We start from the raw sequence: 15726 nt of genomic DNA, 5'->3' as shown, positions 1-15726 counted from the left end.
CAAGAGCCCGATCGACTACGAACGTGACTACCGAGCCACCCTCACCGAGGGACTGGCCGCATAGATCGTCTCCACGCTGCGAGGGGATTGACATGCCGTACCGTTCGCTCCACGGTAGAGATCGTCGGGCTCATGTGCGGCCGCAGAGACGAGTGGGTCACTCTCGGACCCATGTACCTCCTGAACGAAGCGCAAGGCCACGGCACCGGTAGCCAGCTGATGAGCGAGTTTCTCGACTGGGCAGGGGACGCACCCATACGCCTGTGGGTGACGGCCTACAACGAGCGGGCCATCCGCTTCTACGAACGCTACGGCTTCACGCCCACCGGCGAGCAAGAGCTCTGGAAAGGAAGATTGCCGAACATACGCATGGCCCGCATCGACACCGCGATCGGGAAGATCACGGACCGCTCGCCCGCCTGAAGATCACGGTTTCGGCCATCGGGGCGGTGGAACCACATCCGCCAGGGCCATGGGGACGGCGGAGCGGCTCCGCCGTCCCCATGGCCCTCAAGACTCTCGGGACACCCCGCCGTGGCGGAGACGGTGGTCAAGTTCCCACAACGCTGTCCGGTTGGAATCCCAACGCACCGCCGACATGGCCGAGTCGACGGAGAACCAGCCGTACTCGGTGTGCTCGCTGGACAACACCAACTCCATCGAGTCGGCTCGGACACCGAACGCGTACTCGGGAATCACCAGGACGTCAGGCCCCCATGTGAACCCACCCGTGACGTGCAGCACCGGGACTGTCGCCCGCGAGTCAAGCGAGATGAACTCTCGGGCGCCGGCCAGGCCTGTCTCCTCGGACAACTCTCGCCTGGCAGCCTGCAATGGTGCTTCTCCCGCTTCACCACCACCAGCCACGCCCTGCCAGTAGGCGCCGTCCAGGCGACGGAACAAGGCGTAGAGCAGCCCTCCCTCAGTCTGCCGGTACGGCAACACCAACACCTGGAACGCAGCGCGACCCTGCACAACAGCTTCAGCCATCGCTCCACGGTAGAGCCGACGAGCCGCCTATGGCGTCGATCGGGGTCACCGCAGCCCGTCCCCGCCAGTCACCCAGTTCCACTGCGCCGATACCCGATCCACAGTCGCCCGCCAGCAGGGGCCAGGACGTCTTCAACGACGCCAGCAAGGGCTTCGGTCTGCCCGTTCAACGCCTCACGGACAGCGTGGTGCAGGCGCGCATTGAGGCCAGGTGCCGTGTCATCGAGGCGACGTGCCAGCCACTTCCCGCCACCACCCCATGACCCGCCAAGCGCCAGCGCCAGTTCGCCTGTCCGTCTCGCCAGCTCTGAGGCGATAAACAGCCGCTCACCCTGATCGGTACACCCAGCGAGATCGTCCAGGAGATCCGTGATCCCATAGCGGAAGTCCTCGATCTCCTCCGCTGTCGCCGCAGGCGGACCCGCGAGGGCCAGCTTCCTGGCCTCGGCAGCCACACTCGCGCCGAGCCCATCCACGTCGAAGAGCAACTCGCCGTCCGCGCACATCCACAGCAGCGGGGACCGGCGCTTGCGGATTTCCCGGTCCACGAATTCGTGCCAGGACTCTTCGGTGTGCACGAAGAGCTCCACGGGCCAGTCGCCGTACTGAAGGCTCTCTCTGTACGGAGCCGGCGGACCATGCAACAGCACCACGATGTCCAAGTCGGACAAGGCCGTGCGGTGCGCCGTCAGCACGCTGCCGCCCAGAAACGCCGCACGAGCGGCAGGATGACGTTCCTCTACAACGGCGCGGGCAACGACAATCGGATCCATGCAGCCACTATCCGTATCCGGGACGTCTCACGCATGTGGTTTGTTCCATCGCTCGTGTGACAGTCGTGCGCCATGTCCGATGTGCGCAGGGGTTGGTCGCCGAAGTTTTTCCACAGGGTGTGGATGGCTGCTGGCCCACCCTCGCATTCGACTGCACCCTGTGCGGGCGCGCTGTTGTCCATTGCCTCCTGTGACCGTTGATCGCGGTCAAGCTCTCTCGCGCAGGCACGGCAGACAAGGCGCTGTTCCGTCTCACCACGACAGTAGAGAGATCAACAGCGCCCACTGCATGCGCCACGCCAGGCCCGAACGAGAGCCGCAATCGACGCGAACCGGTCAGCAGGATTGCTCGCAGTGGCACGCTCGATGACCTTCAGCTGAGACGGCGAACCGCGCCACTTCCGCTCGTCATCTCCTGCATCCAGCAGCAGGCGCAGGACCCTGCCGAGTACGAACACCGTCGTGCGGATATCGATGGCCGAGCCTTTTGAGAACTCCTCCGGAGCCATGAAACGTCGTGAGCCCGGCAGCCGATCGGCCTCCAGGATGAACGGCCCCGGCCTGTACTCATCCAAATCGCACAAGGCCATGCGCTGCGCCTCAAAGTCGTAGAGGAGGCAGCCGTCGTACAGGTCGACCGCGACGAACCCGGCCTTCTCCACGGCCAGGTGCGCGTCGAGGATCGCGTTCAGGGATTGCAGAATCTCGGCGACAGGCAGACTGCGGAACCGAGCCATCGGACTCTCCGGAGCAGAGCGACCGCCGTGGTGGGCGACCGTGGGGTGGTACAGGAGCTTGCCCTCAACCCACGGATAGATCAGCGCCAAGCCGTCCTTGATCGGAAAGTGGTGGCGCAGAGGCACGATCGCCGGATGCCGTACGGCGCCGTGCACATCCAGAGCGCGACGCAGTGAAACTACTCCGGCCGAAGTGGCCGCACTCTTCACGAACCACTGCTCGCTCCCGAGCGCGACGCCGTACGACACGCAGCCCGAATCCTGCTCCCGGAATACCTGGAAGACGTGGCCCACGTCTTCCAGGTACGGCTCCAGCAGTTCGACGAAATCAACGTCCAGCAGCGGATGCGTCGGCATGGTGGACGATCCTGCCAGCGCACATGCGTAGCTGTGCCGGCATTGCTCGTTCGGCTTCCGACTACATCTGGTCGGGAGACTCGATGCCGAGCAGCCCCAGCCCGAGCTCGAGAGTCCGTGCCGTCAGATCACACAGGACCAGGCGGCACTGCTGGGTCTCGCCCTCCGAGCGAAGTACTGGGCACTTCTCGTAGAAGGTGGTGAACGCGCTGGCCAGGGAGTACAGATACGTGGCGAGTTTGTGGAACTCAAGCGTCTCGGCGACCGCGGTGACCACGCTGCCGAAGGCAAGCAACTCCAGTGCCAGTGCCCGCTCCGCGGGCTCGGTGATGACCAACTCCGCGATGTCCTGCGGCGGCTCAGCCCCAGAGCGCCGGAAGATGGAGCAGATACGGGCCCGCGCGTACTGCAGGTAGGGGGCGGTGTTGCCCTCGAACGCCAGCATCCGGTCGTAGTCGAAGACGTAGTCCTTGAGCCGGTCGGTCGACAGGTCCGCATACTTGACCGCCCCGATGCCCACGGCCCTCGCGACAGCGGCACGCGTCTCCTCATCGAGCCGCGGGTTTTTCACGGCGATGACCGCGGCCGCCCTGCTGACCGCTTCCTCGAGCAGATCGACCAGCTTCACCGAGGCGCCGGCGCGGGTGCGCAGCATCTTGCCGTCATCGCCGAGGATCGATCCGTGGCCCACATGCTCAGCCCGCGCCGGGAAGCCGAGCCATCCAGCATCCCGGGCCACGGCGTGGATCATTTCGAGGTGCTGGCTCTGCGGCAGGCCGACGACGTACAGCAGTCGGATCGCCTTCAGGTTCCGCAGGCGGTGACAGATCGTAGCGAGATCCGTCGCGCCGTACCCAAATCCGCCGTCGCTCTTCTTCACGATGATCGGCAGCGGGTCACCGTTGCGGTTCGTATAGCCCTCGGGGAACACACATTGAGCGCCATTGCTCTCCCGCAACAGTCCGAGCCCATCGAGCTCGTCCACGACCGACTGAAGGTGATCGTTGTAGTAGCTCTCGCCGAAGAAGTCGTCCTCGGTGAGCCGCACGCCAAGCATGCCGTAGACGATCATGAAGTACTTCTTCGACTCATCGACCAGCGTGTGCCAGAGACGCAGCGTTGTCTCGTCGCCGCTCTGGAGTAACACCACCCGCCTACGAGCGCGATCCTTGAACTGCTCGTCGGCATCGAACTTGCGCCGGGCCGCCTGGTAGAAGCCGTTCAAGTCACCGACGGACAGTTCGTGGGCAGCCTCGGACTCGCCGACGTCCAGAAGGTGCTCGACGAGCATGCCGAAGGGCGTGCCCCACTCGCCGATGTGGTTCTGCCGAATGACGGTGTGCCCCAGCCACTCCAGCAGACGCACCGCCGCATCACCGATGATCGTCGACCGAAGGTGCCCGACGTGCATCTCCTTAGCGGCATTCGGCGCGGAGTAGTCGACCGTGATCCTCTCCGGCACTCCGGTCTGAGGAACCCCGATCCGCTCGTCGCTACAGCTCACGGCCAGCAGCCGGCCCAGGGCTGTGTCCGCGATCGTCAGGTTGATGAAGCCGGGGCCGGAGACCTCCACCGCCGAGCAGAGGTCATCGAGTTGAGCAGCCTTCACCACCTGGGCGGCGATGTCTTGGGGGTTGCCACCGAACTTGCCGACGAGAGCGAGAACCGCGTCTGACTGGAAGTGTGCTCGTGGGGATCGGCGGATGGCCGGATCGACGGGGATACCCGCCACCGATTCGAACGCCGGAGCCAGCCTTTGATGCAGCAACTCTTCCAGATTCGCCATCCGGAGAAGCTATTGGGCCTGAACCGTGGCCGTCCATGGAATTTAGCCACCGACGCACTCCTAGACGCTGTGGACACACAGCCCACAACTCATCAGACACGGTGAGCGGCAACGACCACCGCTGTCTCCGCGAAGAAGAATCGTCCCTCAATTGCTGCCTGTTGAATCGCGGAGAACCACTCCTCGACCTCCACGGTGTCCACCCGCCCGAGGCCCCTCCTGGCGGTGGCCCGCAAAGCTCCCCGAATGTCGCCCACCCGACGGGCCGCGTGGCCAGCGAGCTCTGTCGACTGCGTTACCAGCGTCTCCACATGCGTCCGCTCCAGTGGAGAAGTCTGCACAAGCCCAGGTAGCTTTCGGCCTATCCGGCCGTCCGAGCTGTCCATCCACGGTGGTGCATCATCCGCGAATGCGTGGACGATCTTCCTGTCCAGGGTGATGGGGGCACCCGAGATCACCAGCGCGTCGAAGTCTGAGTGGGACAGCACGGCACGGCCACCGGGCCGCAACACTCGCCACACCTCGCGCAGCAGCGCATCAGGGTCGGGTAGGCACTCCAGGAGGTTCGAGGAAATGACCGCATCCACACTCGCGTCATCAAGCGGCAGCTTCTCGCGCAGGTCAGCGGACGCCAACTGAACGGATCCGCTGTGGTTGCGAAGCCGCTCCCGAGCCTTTGCCAGTGACTCGGCTTGCCGGTCGAAGCCGATGACCCGTGCTTTGGGATGCCGCTGCGCGAAGGCGGCCAGAGCAGGGCCGGCACCGCAGCCAAGGTCTACGACGGAGCCCTCCGCGGGGAGATCCGCCAATTCGATGAACCGGTCGTGCAGCGTCTCGTTCGTCTCGGACACGACCGCCTCCCCGACGCACCACGCGGTGCATGCCTCATAAAGCACACACCATAGGGCGTATCCGCTCCGGATGGCTGTAGGCCGACACCCCGCGTACGTAAGGAAGTTGGCTGGTAGGAGCGCGGCCGACGGTGCTGCGAGACGGAGTCTTCACCGCCTGGGCCGGGCACTCAACTGCACAGTCGTCAGAAGGCCATGCCGTGCGACGGGTGCCTCGTCAGGGGCTGTCTCGTCGAGCATCTGCGCAGCGCGGCGTTCCAGAGCAGAAACGTTGGCGGAGTTGTCGATGGTGGCGACGCCGTTGACGGTGACCTTGAGCGGCTCGGCGACGAGTGCGGCCAGGCGTTCGTGGAGCACCTCCAGGGCGACAGCCTTGGCGGAGTTCAGCCGCTCGTATCGGCTAGTGAGGTCGCGGGCATCGGTGTCGGGCCCGAGCTGGGCTTGGAGCCAGCGCAGTACATCGCTGTTCACACAGTTCCTCGAAGAGGCGGCGGGGAGGAGACACGGCATCTGTTCCTCCCCGCCGCGCGGGACGGCCCTAGGCGGGCTTCGCCTTCCGGGCAGACGGCTTATCGGGTGCGGCGTCACGCGAGGGCGGCTGTCCGCCCTCCCAGCAGCGCGGGTTGGTGATCTGCTCGGCCACCGCCGGGTCCGTCACAGGCTCGCCTGTGAGCAGCACCACCGGGATGCGATCGGCCGGGTCGAGAACATGGACGCTCGCGGCGAGCACGCCGAGCGACTTCACGGCGGCGCTCACAGGACGGTGGCGGTGATGTGGCAGTCAGGCGAGTACAGGACCGGCATCGCCGCGGCGGCACCCTTGGTCCAAATCTGCACCGGATCATCCTCGACATCACGGGTGATGACGATGCCCGGGGCGTCCTCCCGCTCGATCTGCGGGTTCGTCCCGCGGGACAGGGCCAGGGACTCGGTGGTGGTGCCGTACTGGGTCTGGCCCCACTTCGCACGGTCCGGCGGAAGCATGATCCACCGGTCCTCCGGCAGCACCCGCTTGGACACGTCGTCCTGCCATACCTGCGCCTTGTAGAACGTGACCGGCGGCAGACCGTAGTTGCCGCGCACCGAGTTGATCTGCTGCGGGTTCAGCGTCGCAGTCGGCGTCTGCCCGCCTGCCGGGGTGCCGTAGTAGGCCGCCCTGTACGCGCCGTTCGACGCCAGGTGCGACCACGCCTTTCGGGACGTGAGCACCATCTCCGGGGCCGGTGCGCCGATGGAGTCGAGATAGTCGATCCACCGCAGCTCATCCGCGATCGGGTCCGCCGCAGGGTCAGACCACGGCTTCGGCGCCGTCGGCATGTTGGCCTGCGGTACGCCGTAGTCGGCCTCGACCGTGAGGCCGTTCTCCCCGGTGAGGGTGAACTTGCCGTCAAGAAGGACATCGCCGGCGGCGAGTTCGAGACGGGAGCGGATTGCTTCGACGTGTCGCTCCACGTCGTCGTACAGCAGCTCCACCAGACGGTCCTCGTCAGCGCCGCGGGAGGCATCGAGGAGGAGCTGCTCCATCTCGCCGACGAGGAGCTTCTGACCGAGCGCCGGCAGGGTGCCTTCGGTCTGCGTGGACTCGGCCTGCCGCTTCGCGAACGGCACGCTCGTGTCGTACGCCCGGTACGAGGCGGCGTTCACGCGACGCTTGCTCTGCCGGATGCGCCACTTCACGTCCTGCACCTTGGTCTCGGCGAACACCGTCTGGGTGAGCAGGAAGTCGCTCGGATTCGGGATGGTGCGTGCGTAGACCGTGAGGTCGGCGACGGACACGTTCTTCAGAAGGTCGGCGACACTCACACGCTCACCGCCCCGAGGAAGCGGATCTGGGCCCCGGCCGGGCTCGGAGCGATCTTGGCCGGGTCAATACCGCCCGGGATCTTCGCTGTGTTCACGGTGCCGTGCCAGAACAGTGCGGCCGGGACCTTGGTGACGCCGGGAGTGAACGGCGCCTCGGCGTACACGAGGCCGGCGAACACCTCGCGGCCGTCCTTCGCCGCGGGATCGTAAGTGCCGAAGAGCCCGGAGGCCGCGATGCGGCCGACGGGGACACCTGAGCGGATGTAGCCGTGCGGCTGGGTGGCGGTCGGCTCGACGTAGTGGGTGTTCTTGGTGAGCTTCGTCAGATCGAGGGTGATGGTTTCCGTGGAGTCGGTGCCGTGCCGGGACGCAAGCCAGTCCCGATTGGCGGTGACGGTCACGGAGGTGGTGTACGGCTGGATACTCAAGCCGTCCTCCTGGTGATGCGGTGCGGTCGCGCACTCACCGGATGGTGGAGCCGTCCACGAGGAGATGGGGCGTGGTCCCCAAGAGCGCGGCTTGTCAGGCCAACTGGATCATTCGGCTGCCGAGAGCAGTCCACGCCGGCGGGCCATCTCCAGACCCGCCGCGCCTGCCTTGCGTTCCACGGTTCCGGGACGGGCAGGAGGGACTGATGCAGGGGCACCACCAGGTGCGGCCGCAGCTGTTCCGGGCCTCGTGTGGGGCGTCGGGCGGGCGAACAGTTCGGGCCGGCGGTCCTGCAGTGCCTGGACCGCATCGTTGAGGACAGCATCATCGGCGCCCTCTGGTACGCGCAGCAGAGCCACAGCGTCATCGAGGTCATGCCCGGCGACACCGGCGCTGGCCAGAACTGTCCGACGAGTTGCTTCCTGCTCCCGTGCCAGCGCCGCGGCCTCCCGAGCGGCTGCAGCTTCTTCGCGCTCCACGAGCAACTGCTCACGCCGCTGTGCCTCAGTGAGTCGCTCCTGCTCCGACTCGCGGGCGCCAATGATGAACTCTTCCAGCGCCGATGAACTCGAGAAGCCCAGCTTGTCGACCAGAGCACGGACAGCAGCCCGCCCACCCTGGTCCTTCTCCCGGGCCATCAGTGTGCTCAGGTGCTTCTGGCTGAGGCTGACAGCGGTCTCATCGTTCGAAGAGTCATCGGCGGAAGCACCGAGCACGGGATAAATCGGGCGGCCATCTCGGCGGTAGCCGAGCACAGTTGACGGTGCGGGCAGGCTACGGGTCATCAAGAGTGCTGCTCCCCAGACGGCCCCGCGCCAAGATCGAGTCTACGGAACGCAAGCCGATACTCCCCAGCACGGGCGTTCAGGACCGCAGGGCGCACGAAAACTGGCCCGGCCCTCGTGCGGTGCACGGGGGCCGGGCCAGAGGGAGCCAGCGCGCTAGATGCCGTGGGCTTGGTGGCTAGCCAGCGATGAAGGCGATGGCGTCGTGGCTGTGGATGCTCTCCAGGTTGCGGATGCTCACCGCGTGTCGAAGGCCCCGATCCCGGCAGGAGGCGCTGACCGTGCGGGCCATGTCCTCGACGAACACCGGATTGTCGTACGCCTGCATGGTCAGGACGCGCTCATCGGTGCGCTTCACCAACGGCACCACCGGAGCCGAAGCGCAGTACGAAAGCAACCGCACGGCGCTCTGAACCGGTAGAGGGTACGGGGTGTCGCCCTGGCCGGTCACGGTGAGCGTGACCTGGCTGCGCTGATTGTGCGCGCCATAGTCGGAGATGGCCTTCGAGCACGGGCAGAGGCTGGTCACCTCCGTGGTGACGGCCGTCTTCACCGTCACATCGCCGTTGTCCCAATGCCCTTCGATGCGGATGTCGTGAACCTGCTTCGATTCACGGCCACTCGCCGGGGCGACCACGGTCGTGCTGATGGGCATCGCCATCGCCACTGTGATGGCGGGCGCATCCAGGAGATCCGCACCGGTTTTGAGGACAGTCGGCAACTTGCGAGGATCGAACCGCTGCAGGTGCTCGTGCACGAGAGCAACCATGCGGCTCATGTGCGTGCCACGCCGATCGTGCTGGAGCCTCACCGTCACTTCGAAGTCGGCGATGCCCTCCTGACGGAGGTAGCCGTCCTCGAAGCTCACGGGGTAACGGACACCGTCGATACCGACCTTGTCGAGTTCGATACCCCGAGCGTCGGTCTCGTTCTGGATGTCGTGCATGCTCACTCGCCCCGGTACGTGCAGCCCGACGTGCACGTTTCCCGGACCGTCAGAGCCGAGAGGCCCGGCAGATTGGGCTGGAGGCGCTCCCAGATCCAGCGGGCCAGGACCTCGCTGGTCGGGTTCTCCAGGCCCTCGATGTCGTTGAGGTAGTAGTGGTCAAGCTGTGCCTCGATCGGCTTGAACGTCCGCTTGAGGTCGCCGAAGTCCATGACCCAGCCAGCCTCGGGGTCAACGGGCGCCTCGACGTGCACGATCACCTTGTAGGAGTGGCCGTGCAGCCGGGAGCACTTGTGGCCCTCCGGGACGTTCGGCAGACGGTGTGCCGCTTCGAACTTGAACTCGCGAAAGATTTCCATTTACTGAATTCCCAGATACTTGTGCGTCTGGAGAGAGAGGATCCAGCGCGGGTTCTTCATGCAGTAGTCGACCACTGCACGGGTGTTGGCCTCCAGGTGGGGGCCGTCCATTGCTTGAAGGCGGAAGAACCTGAAGTCCAGTTCCTCAAACTGGGCTGGGTCTCCGCCCAGTTGGGGGTAGACGAGCTTCAGCTCGTCGCCCTTGGTGACTACGAGTTCGGAGCCGATCTTGGGGCTTACGCACAGCCAGTCGATGCCCTTTGGCGGCACGCGCGTGCCGTTCGTCTCGACAGCAACCTCAAAGCCCCTGGCATGTAGGGCTTCGATGGCTGCTTCATCGAGTTGAAGGAGCGGCTCGCCTCCCGTGCACACGACGAAGCGATACTTGGCGGACTCCGAAGGCCAGGCTTTCTCAACGGCGTCAGCGAGGTCCTCGGGCGTGGCGAACCTGCCGCCGCCTACGCCGTCGGTGCCCACGAAGTCGGTGTCGCAGAACTGGCAGATGGCGCGGTGGCGGTCCTTCTCCAGTCCCGTCCACAGGTTGCACCGTGAGAAGCGGCAGAAGACCGCTGGGCGGCCCGCGTGGCTGCCCTCGCCTTGGAGGGTGTAGAAGATCTCCTTGACCAGATAGGCCATTCTCAGGAGTCCTGGTACTGCACGGGGTCGGTGGTACCAGCCTCGGCGAAGCCCTTCAGGCGCAGCAGGCAAGTCTCGCAGTGACCGCAAGCACGCCCCTGCTCGTCGGGGTCGTAGCAGCTAGAGGTGATGGAGTAATCCACGCCCAGACGCAGGCCCTCGCGCACGATGTCCGCCTTCGACATCTCCATGAGCGGCGAGTGGATGGTGAGCTTCTGCGTGCCTTCGACGCCGGCGCGGGTCGCCAGGTTGGCCATCTTGGTGTACGCGTCCATGTACTCGGGGCGGCAGTCCGGGTAACCGCTGTAGTCGACCGCAGTTACACCGGTGAAGATGTCACTGGCGTTGACGGTTTCGGCGAACGCCAGAGCGAACGAGAGGAAGATCGTGTTGCGTGCAGGCACGTAGGTGATCGGCACGCCGCCTCCCTCAGTGTGGTCCAGGGAGTCGTGCTTGGGCACGTCAATGTCGGAGGTCAGTGCGGACCCACCGAAAACGCGCAGGTCAATGTCAGCAATGACGTGCCGGGCCACACCCTGGGCCGCGACCACGCGCTTCGCAGCCTCAAGCTCCACGCTGTGGCGCTGGCCGTACCGGAAGCTGAGGGCATACGGCGTGTAGCCCTGGTCCTTCGCGATGGCCAGAACCGTGGTCGAGTCCAGACCGCCGCTCAGCAAAACGATCGCAGGACGTCCCATGCCTTACTCCCTAGTTAGACCGTCGTGTACGCGTGCAGCCTAGCGTGATAACTGGCAGGTAGAGTAACCGCCATCAGGTACTAGTTATGGCTGTCAGGAGTCGAGCTGCGTGAGGCAACTATCGCTGGTGGTTACGTGTACCGACCGCAAGGTCGATACGCCGGACGCAGCTCTGTACGCCAGGAACCTGCCGAAGGGCAGCGTGAAGGAACGCTCCAGTAACTGGCAGAAGCGCATCCAGACAGCGACCGCACGCGGCGGAGCCTCCCTGCCCTCGCTCACGGACCTCTACCGCGGTGATCACTGGACCCGATCTCGCCGACTGACGGTGGCTGCCTCGGCTGCAGGTTTCGAGACGCAACTGTGGGTGGCATCGGCCGGACTGGGCCTGCAGCCGGTGGAGCCGAAGACGCAGACTGCGCCTGCTTACGCGGCGACGTTCAGCACGCGGCACGCAGACTCCGTAGCCACATCTGCAGCGGAGAACGCCCAGTGGTGGGGCCACCTTCAAGCGGGATCCGGCCAAGCCAAACTCCAGGAACTCGGCCAGCGGGGGCCGGTGCTCATGGCGCTCTCCGAAGTCTATGCAAGCGCGATGGAGGAGGAACTCCTAGCTCTTGGAGCCCTCGAGGGTGAGGCGCTTCTCATTGGTGGCTTGCGCGAGATCCCTGGAATCCATCGAGTTCGTTCCGACGCTGGGCTGCGCCATGCGCTGGGGGGCACGTTGACGAGCCTGAATGTGCGCATGGCCGAGTCGTGGCTCCAGCACTCCAAGGACGGCACTCTCATCTCGCCGGCCACGCAGAAGGCGTGGAACGAGTGGGCGGCAGCCACCAGGAAGCCAGAGCAGTACAACCGACAGCCCATGTCGGATGAAGACGTGATCGTCTTCATCAAGCGGGAGACAGCGAAGCTGCCAGGCGTTTCCCGCACACGGCTATTGCGAGCCTTGCGCGATGACGGCAAAGCCTGCGAGCAAAGCAGATTTGCGAATCTATACAAGAGGACTATGGGGGAACGGTGACAGATAACGTCATCCGCCGCAGGGCACTTCGGATCGAGCAAAATCCGGGCATCCCGCTGTATGTTTTTGCGCTCGAAGCGGGAGAGATTGACCGCGTAGCCGACGTGGCCCGGATCTCTCGGGACGAGGCAGGCAGACTGTTCGGGTACCAGAGGGCGGAAAAGAAGCAGCATGTGCAGCAGATCCTGGAATACCTTGACAGCGAGAACGTGCTGTTCCCTAACGGCCTCATCCTTGCTCTGCCCACCTCGGTACGGTTCCGGGGGAGCCGCGGGCCGAACAGTACAGACGGCCTGTCCACGATCGGGACGTTGGAGATTCCTTTGCCGGAGTCGTCAACCGCGCCCAGGCCTGCCTTCATTGTGGACGGTCAGCAGCGAAGCCTTGCCCTCGCACGTACTCGGCGGGCCAAGCTGCCTGTCACGGTGGCTGGCTTCGTGGCTGAGGACATTCAGGTGCAGCGTGATCAGTTCCTTCGCGTCAACACCGTGTCACCCCTGCCCGGCAGCCTGGTGACGGAACTCCTCCCCGAGGTGCATACCAAACTCCCGACGAAGCTGTCCGCGAAGAAGCTGCCTTCCGTCTTGGTGAGTGCTCTGAATCAGGACGACGATTCCCCCTTCAAGGGACTGATCAAGCAGGCGTCAACCATCACAGATAAACGGTCCAACGCTGTGGTGAAGGACAATAGCCTGATCTCGGCTATTGAGGAGTCCCTAAAACCATCGGGCGCATTGTTCCCGTACAAGAATCTCTCGAACAATACGGTCGACACTGACGCAATGCGCAACATTCTTGTCACATACTGGAGTGCTGTGCGAGACACCTTCCCTGACGCCTGGGGCGTGTCTCCTACCAAGAGCCGCCTCATGGGCGGTGTCGGCATCCGCTCGATGGGGCGACTGATGGACCGAGTTATGGACCGCGTGCTAGCCGACGCAGAACCAGGTTCGCCGGAAGCCTATGAGAGGGCTAAGGCCGAGCTGGCGTTCATCGCGCCACACTGCCGATGGACCAAGGGGCGCTGGCCGGAACTCAACACCCCGTGGAATGAACTCCAGAACTTGCCGCGCCATATCAGCAATCTATCGAACCTTTTGATTCGCATCTACCTCCAGTCAAGGACGAGCGCGTCGTGAAGTTCTACTTCCCTGATAGTCAAGACCAGATTTATCCCAGGTATGACTTTATCCACGATGAGTACCCCGATGAGCGCCATCGTCAGCGGGACGACTTGTATGCCCATCAGGCGGTGAAGCCGGCCCCCTACGACGGGATACTGGTCAGCAAGGCCATCGTAGATGGGTCGATTAAGGGAGCGGGGAAGTACAGTGCTCCTCAGAGGGCACGGCTTTATCGCGACGGTGTGAGAACCTTTTTCGGGCTGCCTGAACCGATGGAGAGCCTAGGCGACTGCGGATCCTTCAATTACATCAATGAAGAGCGCCCACCTTACGAGACTCCTGAAGTTCTCCACTACTACACTGAGTGTCGATTCAATGCGGGAATCAGTATCGACCACGTGATCTTCGGGTACCGGCCCGACGCTCCCGACGAGGAGGTCGATGAGGCATGGGTAACGCGTCGCGACATGTCACTCGATTATGCGCAGAAGTTCTTCAAAGCCACTAAAAGTCACAATAGACTGATCGCTGACGGGAAACTGCATCTGGAGCCAGTCGGCGCAGCGCAGGGCTGGAGCCCGGCCAGCTACGCGGATAGTGTCGTGCAACTCCAGAAAATGGGCTACAAGCGCATCGCCTTGGGGGGCATGGTTCCGCTGAAGACGCCGGAAATCATTGCTTGCCTTAAGGAAATTTCCAAGATTCGCAAGCATGATGTCGGGTTCCATCTTCTCGGAATTACCCGCATCGACAGCATGGAACGCTTCGCCGATTATTACGTCACTAGCTTCGATAGCACATCGGCATTCCGGCAAGCCTTCATGGATGAGAAGAACAACTATCACACCGCCGATGGTTCGTACGTTGCGATTAGGGTTCCCCAAGTTGATGGAAACCCTACTCTAAAGCGGCTGATCTTGGCGGGTGTGGTTTCGCAGTCGGCGGCAATCAAAGCTGAACGTGAATGCCTCAAACTGCTGCGCCAATATAGAGACGATGAGGATTTCGACGTGCAGGAGGTCATCGATGCTTTGCGCGCCTATCACGCCCTCATCGGTGACCCCAAGAAACTAAAGAAGGTCGACGACTACAGGGAAACTCTTGTCGACCGCCCTTGGGATCGCTGCCGGTGTGACCTTTGCAAGAAGCACAAGATCGACATGGTCATCTTCCGCGGAACAGAGAGAAACAAACGTCGCGGGTTCCATAACATGACTGTGCTCGAAGCTAAGATGCGCAAGCTGCCGCTCACATAATCGCCCAGACCGCGCACAGCACTCAAAGTAACTCAAACAGGAGATGATGTGGCCGACCGCTACGTTCTGAAGGTTCCCGCCCTCAAGGTGCTCCAAGGCGACAAGGAGATCTACTGCTTCGCTGTCGATGGCAAGAAGTTGGAAGACTTTGCAGCCGTCTCGCGCATCCGCCGCGACAGCCAGAGGAAGCTGCAGGGGTACCAGCGGCCTGAGGTCCTGAGCCACATCCGCTCGATCCGCCGCTACCTTGAGTCCGAGGGCGCGATGCTCCCCAACGCCTTGGTTCTCGGCTTCGATGATCGCGTCACGTTCGAACCCGCGGTTCGCGGCGGCAGCGTGAGCTACTCAATCCCCGGCGAGTTGATCATCCCGGTCGACGAGTCACTGGCTGACGACGAGAAGCCGGCCTGGCTCGTGGACGGTCAACAGCGCAGCGCAGCGATCAGGGACGCCGACCTGGCAGAGTTCCCCGTCGCGGCTGTGGGCTTCATTGCGTCTCAGGAAGAGCAGCGGTCGCAGTTCATCTTGGTCAACTCGACCAAGCCACTGCCCAAGGGGCTCGTGTACGAACTCCTGCCAGAGACCACCGCCAAGTTGCCGCGCTCGTACGCGCGCCGCCAGCTCGCCGCGAAGATCATGGTCATGTTGAACATGGGAGACGGCCCCTTCTGCGGAAGGATCAGCAGCCCCACGTCGCCTACCGGCAATATCAAGGACAACAGCATTCTGAGCATGCTGGAGCACAGCATCTACGAGGGCGCACTCTTCCAGTACCGGAATGCCGAGGACGGCTCCGCGGACGAGGAGGCGATGCTGGCGCACCTTCTTGGCTTCTGGACAGCAGTCGAGAACGTCTTCGAGGGTGCGTGGAACAAGCCTCCCAAGGATTCCAGGCTGACTCATGGCGTGGGCATCCAGGCCATGGGCTATGTAATGGATCAGCTCACCACAGGCGTCCACTACGACAAGGTCAACTGGGACAAGATTCGCATCAGCCTGCGCCGACTCGAGAAGCACGTCGCCTGGACTCCCGGCGGCACGTGGAAGTTCTCGAATGGCGAGGAACGCAACTGGAACGGCCTCCAGAACACGGCCAAAGACGTACGGCTGCTCAGCACTCACCTGCAGACCCTGGTCAGCAAGTAGCCGAAGCCTTGCCCTTGGTGGTCTCC

General features: G+C 63.8%; 19 protein-coding genes. 5 read left to right on the top strand and 14 right to left on the bottom strand.

Features of this window, described 5'->3' with window-relative positions:
- Window positions 1-87 precede the first annotated feature (87 nt).
- On the top strand, window positions 88-423 hold the full coding sequence (locus tag PH203_RS48000) for a GNAT family N-acetyltransferase (RefSeq protein ID WP_289929114.1): 336 nt from the start codon (window positions 88-90) through the stop codon (window positions 421-423).
- Window positions 424-510: 87 nt separating this feature from the next.
- On the opposite strand, the gene PH203_RS47995 is transcribed toward PH203_RS48000, so the two are convergent.
- The 14 genes from PH203_RS47995 to queC all read right to left on the bottom strand — a co-directional run bounded on the left by PH203_RS47995 (window position 511) and on the right by queC (window position 11150).
- Window positions 511-990 carry an NUDIX domain-containing protein gene (locus PH203_RS47995; protein ID WP_289929113.1) on the bottom strand — a complete coding sequence of 160 codons (480 nt, stop codon included), beginning with the start codon at window positions 988-990 and terminating at the stop codon, window positions 511-513.
- Window positions 991-1058: 68 nt separating this feature from the next.
- Window positions 1059-1763, bottom strand: a complete 705-nt coding sequence (locus PH203_RS47990; RefSeq protein WP_289929111.1) for a nucleotidyltransferase domain-containing protein — start codon at window positions 1761-1763, stop codon at window positions 1059-1061.
- 272 nt (window positions 1764-2035) lie between these two features.
- Complete coding sequence (locus PH203_RS47985) at window positions 2036-2857, bottom strand: serine/threonine protein kinase (RefSeq protein WP_289929109.1); 822 nt, start codon at window positions 2855-2857, stop codon at window positions 2036-2038.
- Between the two features lie 61 nt (window positions 2858-2918).
- Window positions 2919-4643: an arginine--tRNA ligase gene (gene argS / locus PH203_RS47980; RefSeq protein ID WP_289929108.1), complete on the bottom strand. Its 1725-nt coding sequence runs from the start codon at window positions 4641-4643 to the stop codon at window positions 2919-2921.
- A gap of 92 nt (window positions 4644-4735) precedes the next feature.
- The gene (locus tag PH203_RS47975) at window positions 4736-5494 is read right to left on the bottom strand and encodes a methyltransferase domain-containing protein (RefSeq protein WP_289929107.1); all 759 of its coding nucleotides are present in this window, start codon (window positions 5492-5494) and stop codon (window positions 4736-4738) included.
- A gap of 150 nt (window positions 5495-5644) precedes the next feature.
- Complete coding sequence (locus tag PH203_RS47970; protein ID WP_289929106.1) at window positions 5645-5965, bottom strand: hypothetical protein; 321 nt, start codon at window positions 5963-5965, stop codon at window positions 5645-5647.
- Window positions 5966-6032: 67 nt separating this feature from the next.
- Window positions 6033-6251, bottom strand: coding sequence for a hypothetical protein (locus PH203_RS47965; protein ID WP_289929105.1), 219 nt, complete (start codon window positions 6249-6251; stop codon window positions 6033-6035).
- Window positions 6248-7297: a major capsid protein gene (locus PH203_RS47960; RefSeq protein WP_289929103.1), complete on the bottom strand. Its 1050-nt coding sequence runs from the start codon at window positions 7295-7297 to the stop codon at window positions 6248-6250. The genes PH203_RS47965 and PH203_RS47960 overlap by 4 nt, the downstream gene beginning before the upstream one ends.
- Complete coding sequence (locus tag PH203_RS47955) at window positions 7294-7725, bottom strand: head decoration protein (RefSeq protein ID WP_289929102.1); 432 nt, start codon at window positions 7723-7725, stop codon at window positions 7294-7296. The genes PH203_RS47960 and PH203_RS47955 overlap by 4 nt, the downstream gene beginning before the upstream one ends.
- 108 nt (window positions 7726-7833) lie before the next feature.
- A complete protein-coding gene (locus tag PH203_RS47950; protein ID WP_289929100.1) occupies window positions 7834-8511 on the bottom strand; it encodes a hypothetical protein in 678 nt (225 codons plus the stop codon).
- Window positions 8512-8689: 178 nt separating this feature from the next.
- Window positions 8690-9457, bottom strand: a complete 768-nt coding sequence (locus PH203_RS47945) for a GTP cyclohydrolase I FolE2 (RefSeq protein ID WP_289929099.1) — start codon at window positions 9455-9457, stop codon at window positions 8690-8692.
- 2 nt (window positions 9458-9459) lie between these two features.
- A complete protein-coding gene (gene queD / locus PH203_RS47940) occupies window positions 9460-9816 on the bottom strand; it encodes a 6-carboxytetrahydropterin synthase QueD (protein ID WP_289929097.1) in 357 nt (118 codons plus the stop codon).
- Window positions 9817-10452 carry a 7-carboxy-7-deazaguanine synthase gene (gene queE, locus PH203_RS47935; protein ID WP_289929096.1) on the bottom strand — a complete coding sequence of 212 codons (636 nt, stop codon included), beginning with the start codon at window positions 10450-10452 and terminating at the stop codon, window positions 9817-9819.
- 2 nt (window positions 10453-10454) lie between these two features.
- The gene (queC, locus tag PH203_RS47930) at window positions 10455-11150 is read right to left on the bottom strand and encodes a 7-cyano-7-deazaguanine synthase QueC (protein WP_289929094.1); all 696 of its coding nucleotides are present in this window, start codon (window positions 11148-11150) and stop codon (window positions 10455-10457) included.
- A 109-nt stretch (window positions 11151-11259) separates the two neighbouring features.
- On the opposite strand from queC, the gene PH203_RS47925 reads away from it, so the two are divergent.
- The 4 genes from PH203_RS47925 to dbpB (PH203_RS47910) are packed head-to-tail and all read left to right on the top strand — an operon-like array spanning window position 11260 to window position 15700.
- Entirely contained in the window at window positions 11260-12174 is a 915-nt protein-coding gene (locus PH203_RS47925; RefSeq protein WP_289929093.1) for a hypothetical protein, read from the top strand.
- Window positions 12171-13313 carry a DGQHR domain-containing protein DpdB gene (gene dbpB, locus PH203_RS47920; protein WP_289929091.1) on the top strand — a complete coding sequence of 381 codons (1143 nt, stop codon included), beginning with the start codon at window positions 12171-12173 and terminating at the stop codon, window positions 13311-13313. The genes PH203_RS47925 and dbpB (PH203_RS47920) overlap by 4 nt, the downstream gene beginning before the upstream one ends.
- Window positions 13310-14554 (top strand): tRNA-guanine transglycosylase DpdA, encoded by a 1245-nt coding sequence (dpdA, locus tag PH203_RS47915; protein ID WP_289929090.1) that lies wholly within the window; start codon window positions 13310-13312, stop codon window positions 14552-14554. Before dbpB (PH203_RS47920) ends, dpdA begins: the two co-directional genes overlap by 4 nt.
- 48 nt (window positions 14555-14602) lie before the next feature.
- Complete coding sequence (gene dbpB, locus PH203_RS47910) at window positions 14603-15700, top strand: DGQHR domain-containing protein DpdB (protein WP_289929089.1); 1098 nt, start codon at window positions 14603-14605, stop codon at window positions 15698-15700.
- Window positions 15701-15726 lie beyond the last annotated feature (26 nt).

Origin of the sequence: Streptomyces sp. S.PB5 (genome assembly GCF_030403745.1) — a bacterium.
Classification (GTDB): Bacteria; Actinomycetota; Actinomycetes; order Streptomycetales; family Streptomycetaceae; genus Streptomyces.
This window is presented reverse-complemented; position numbering and strand designations above follow the sequence as displayed.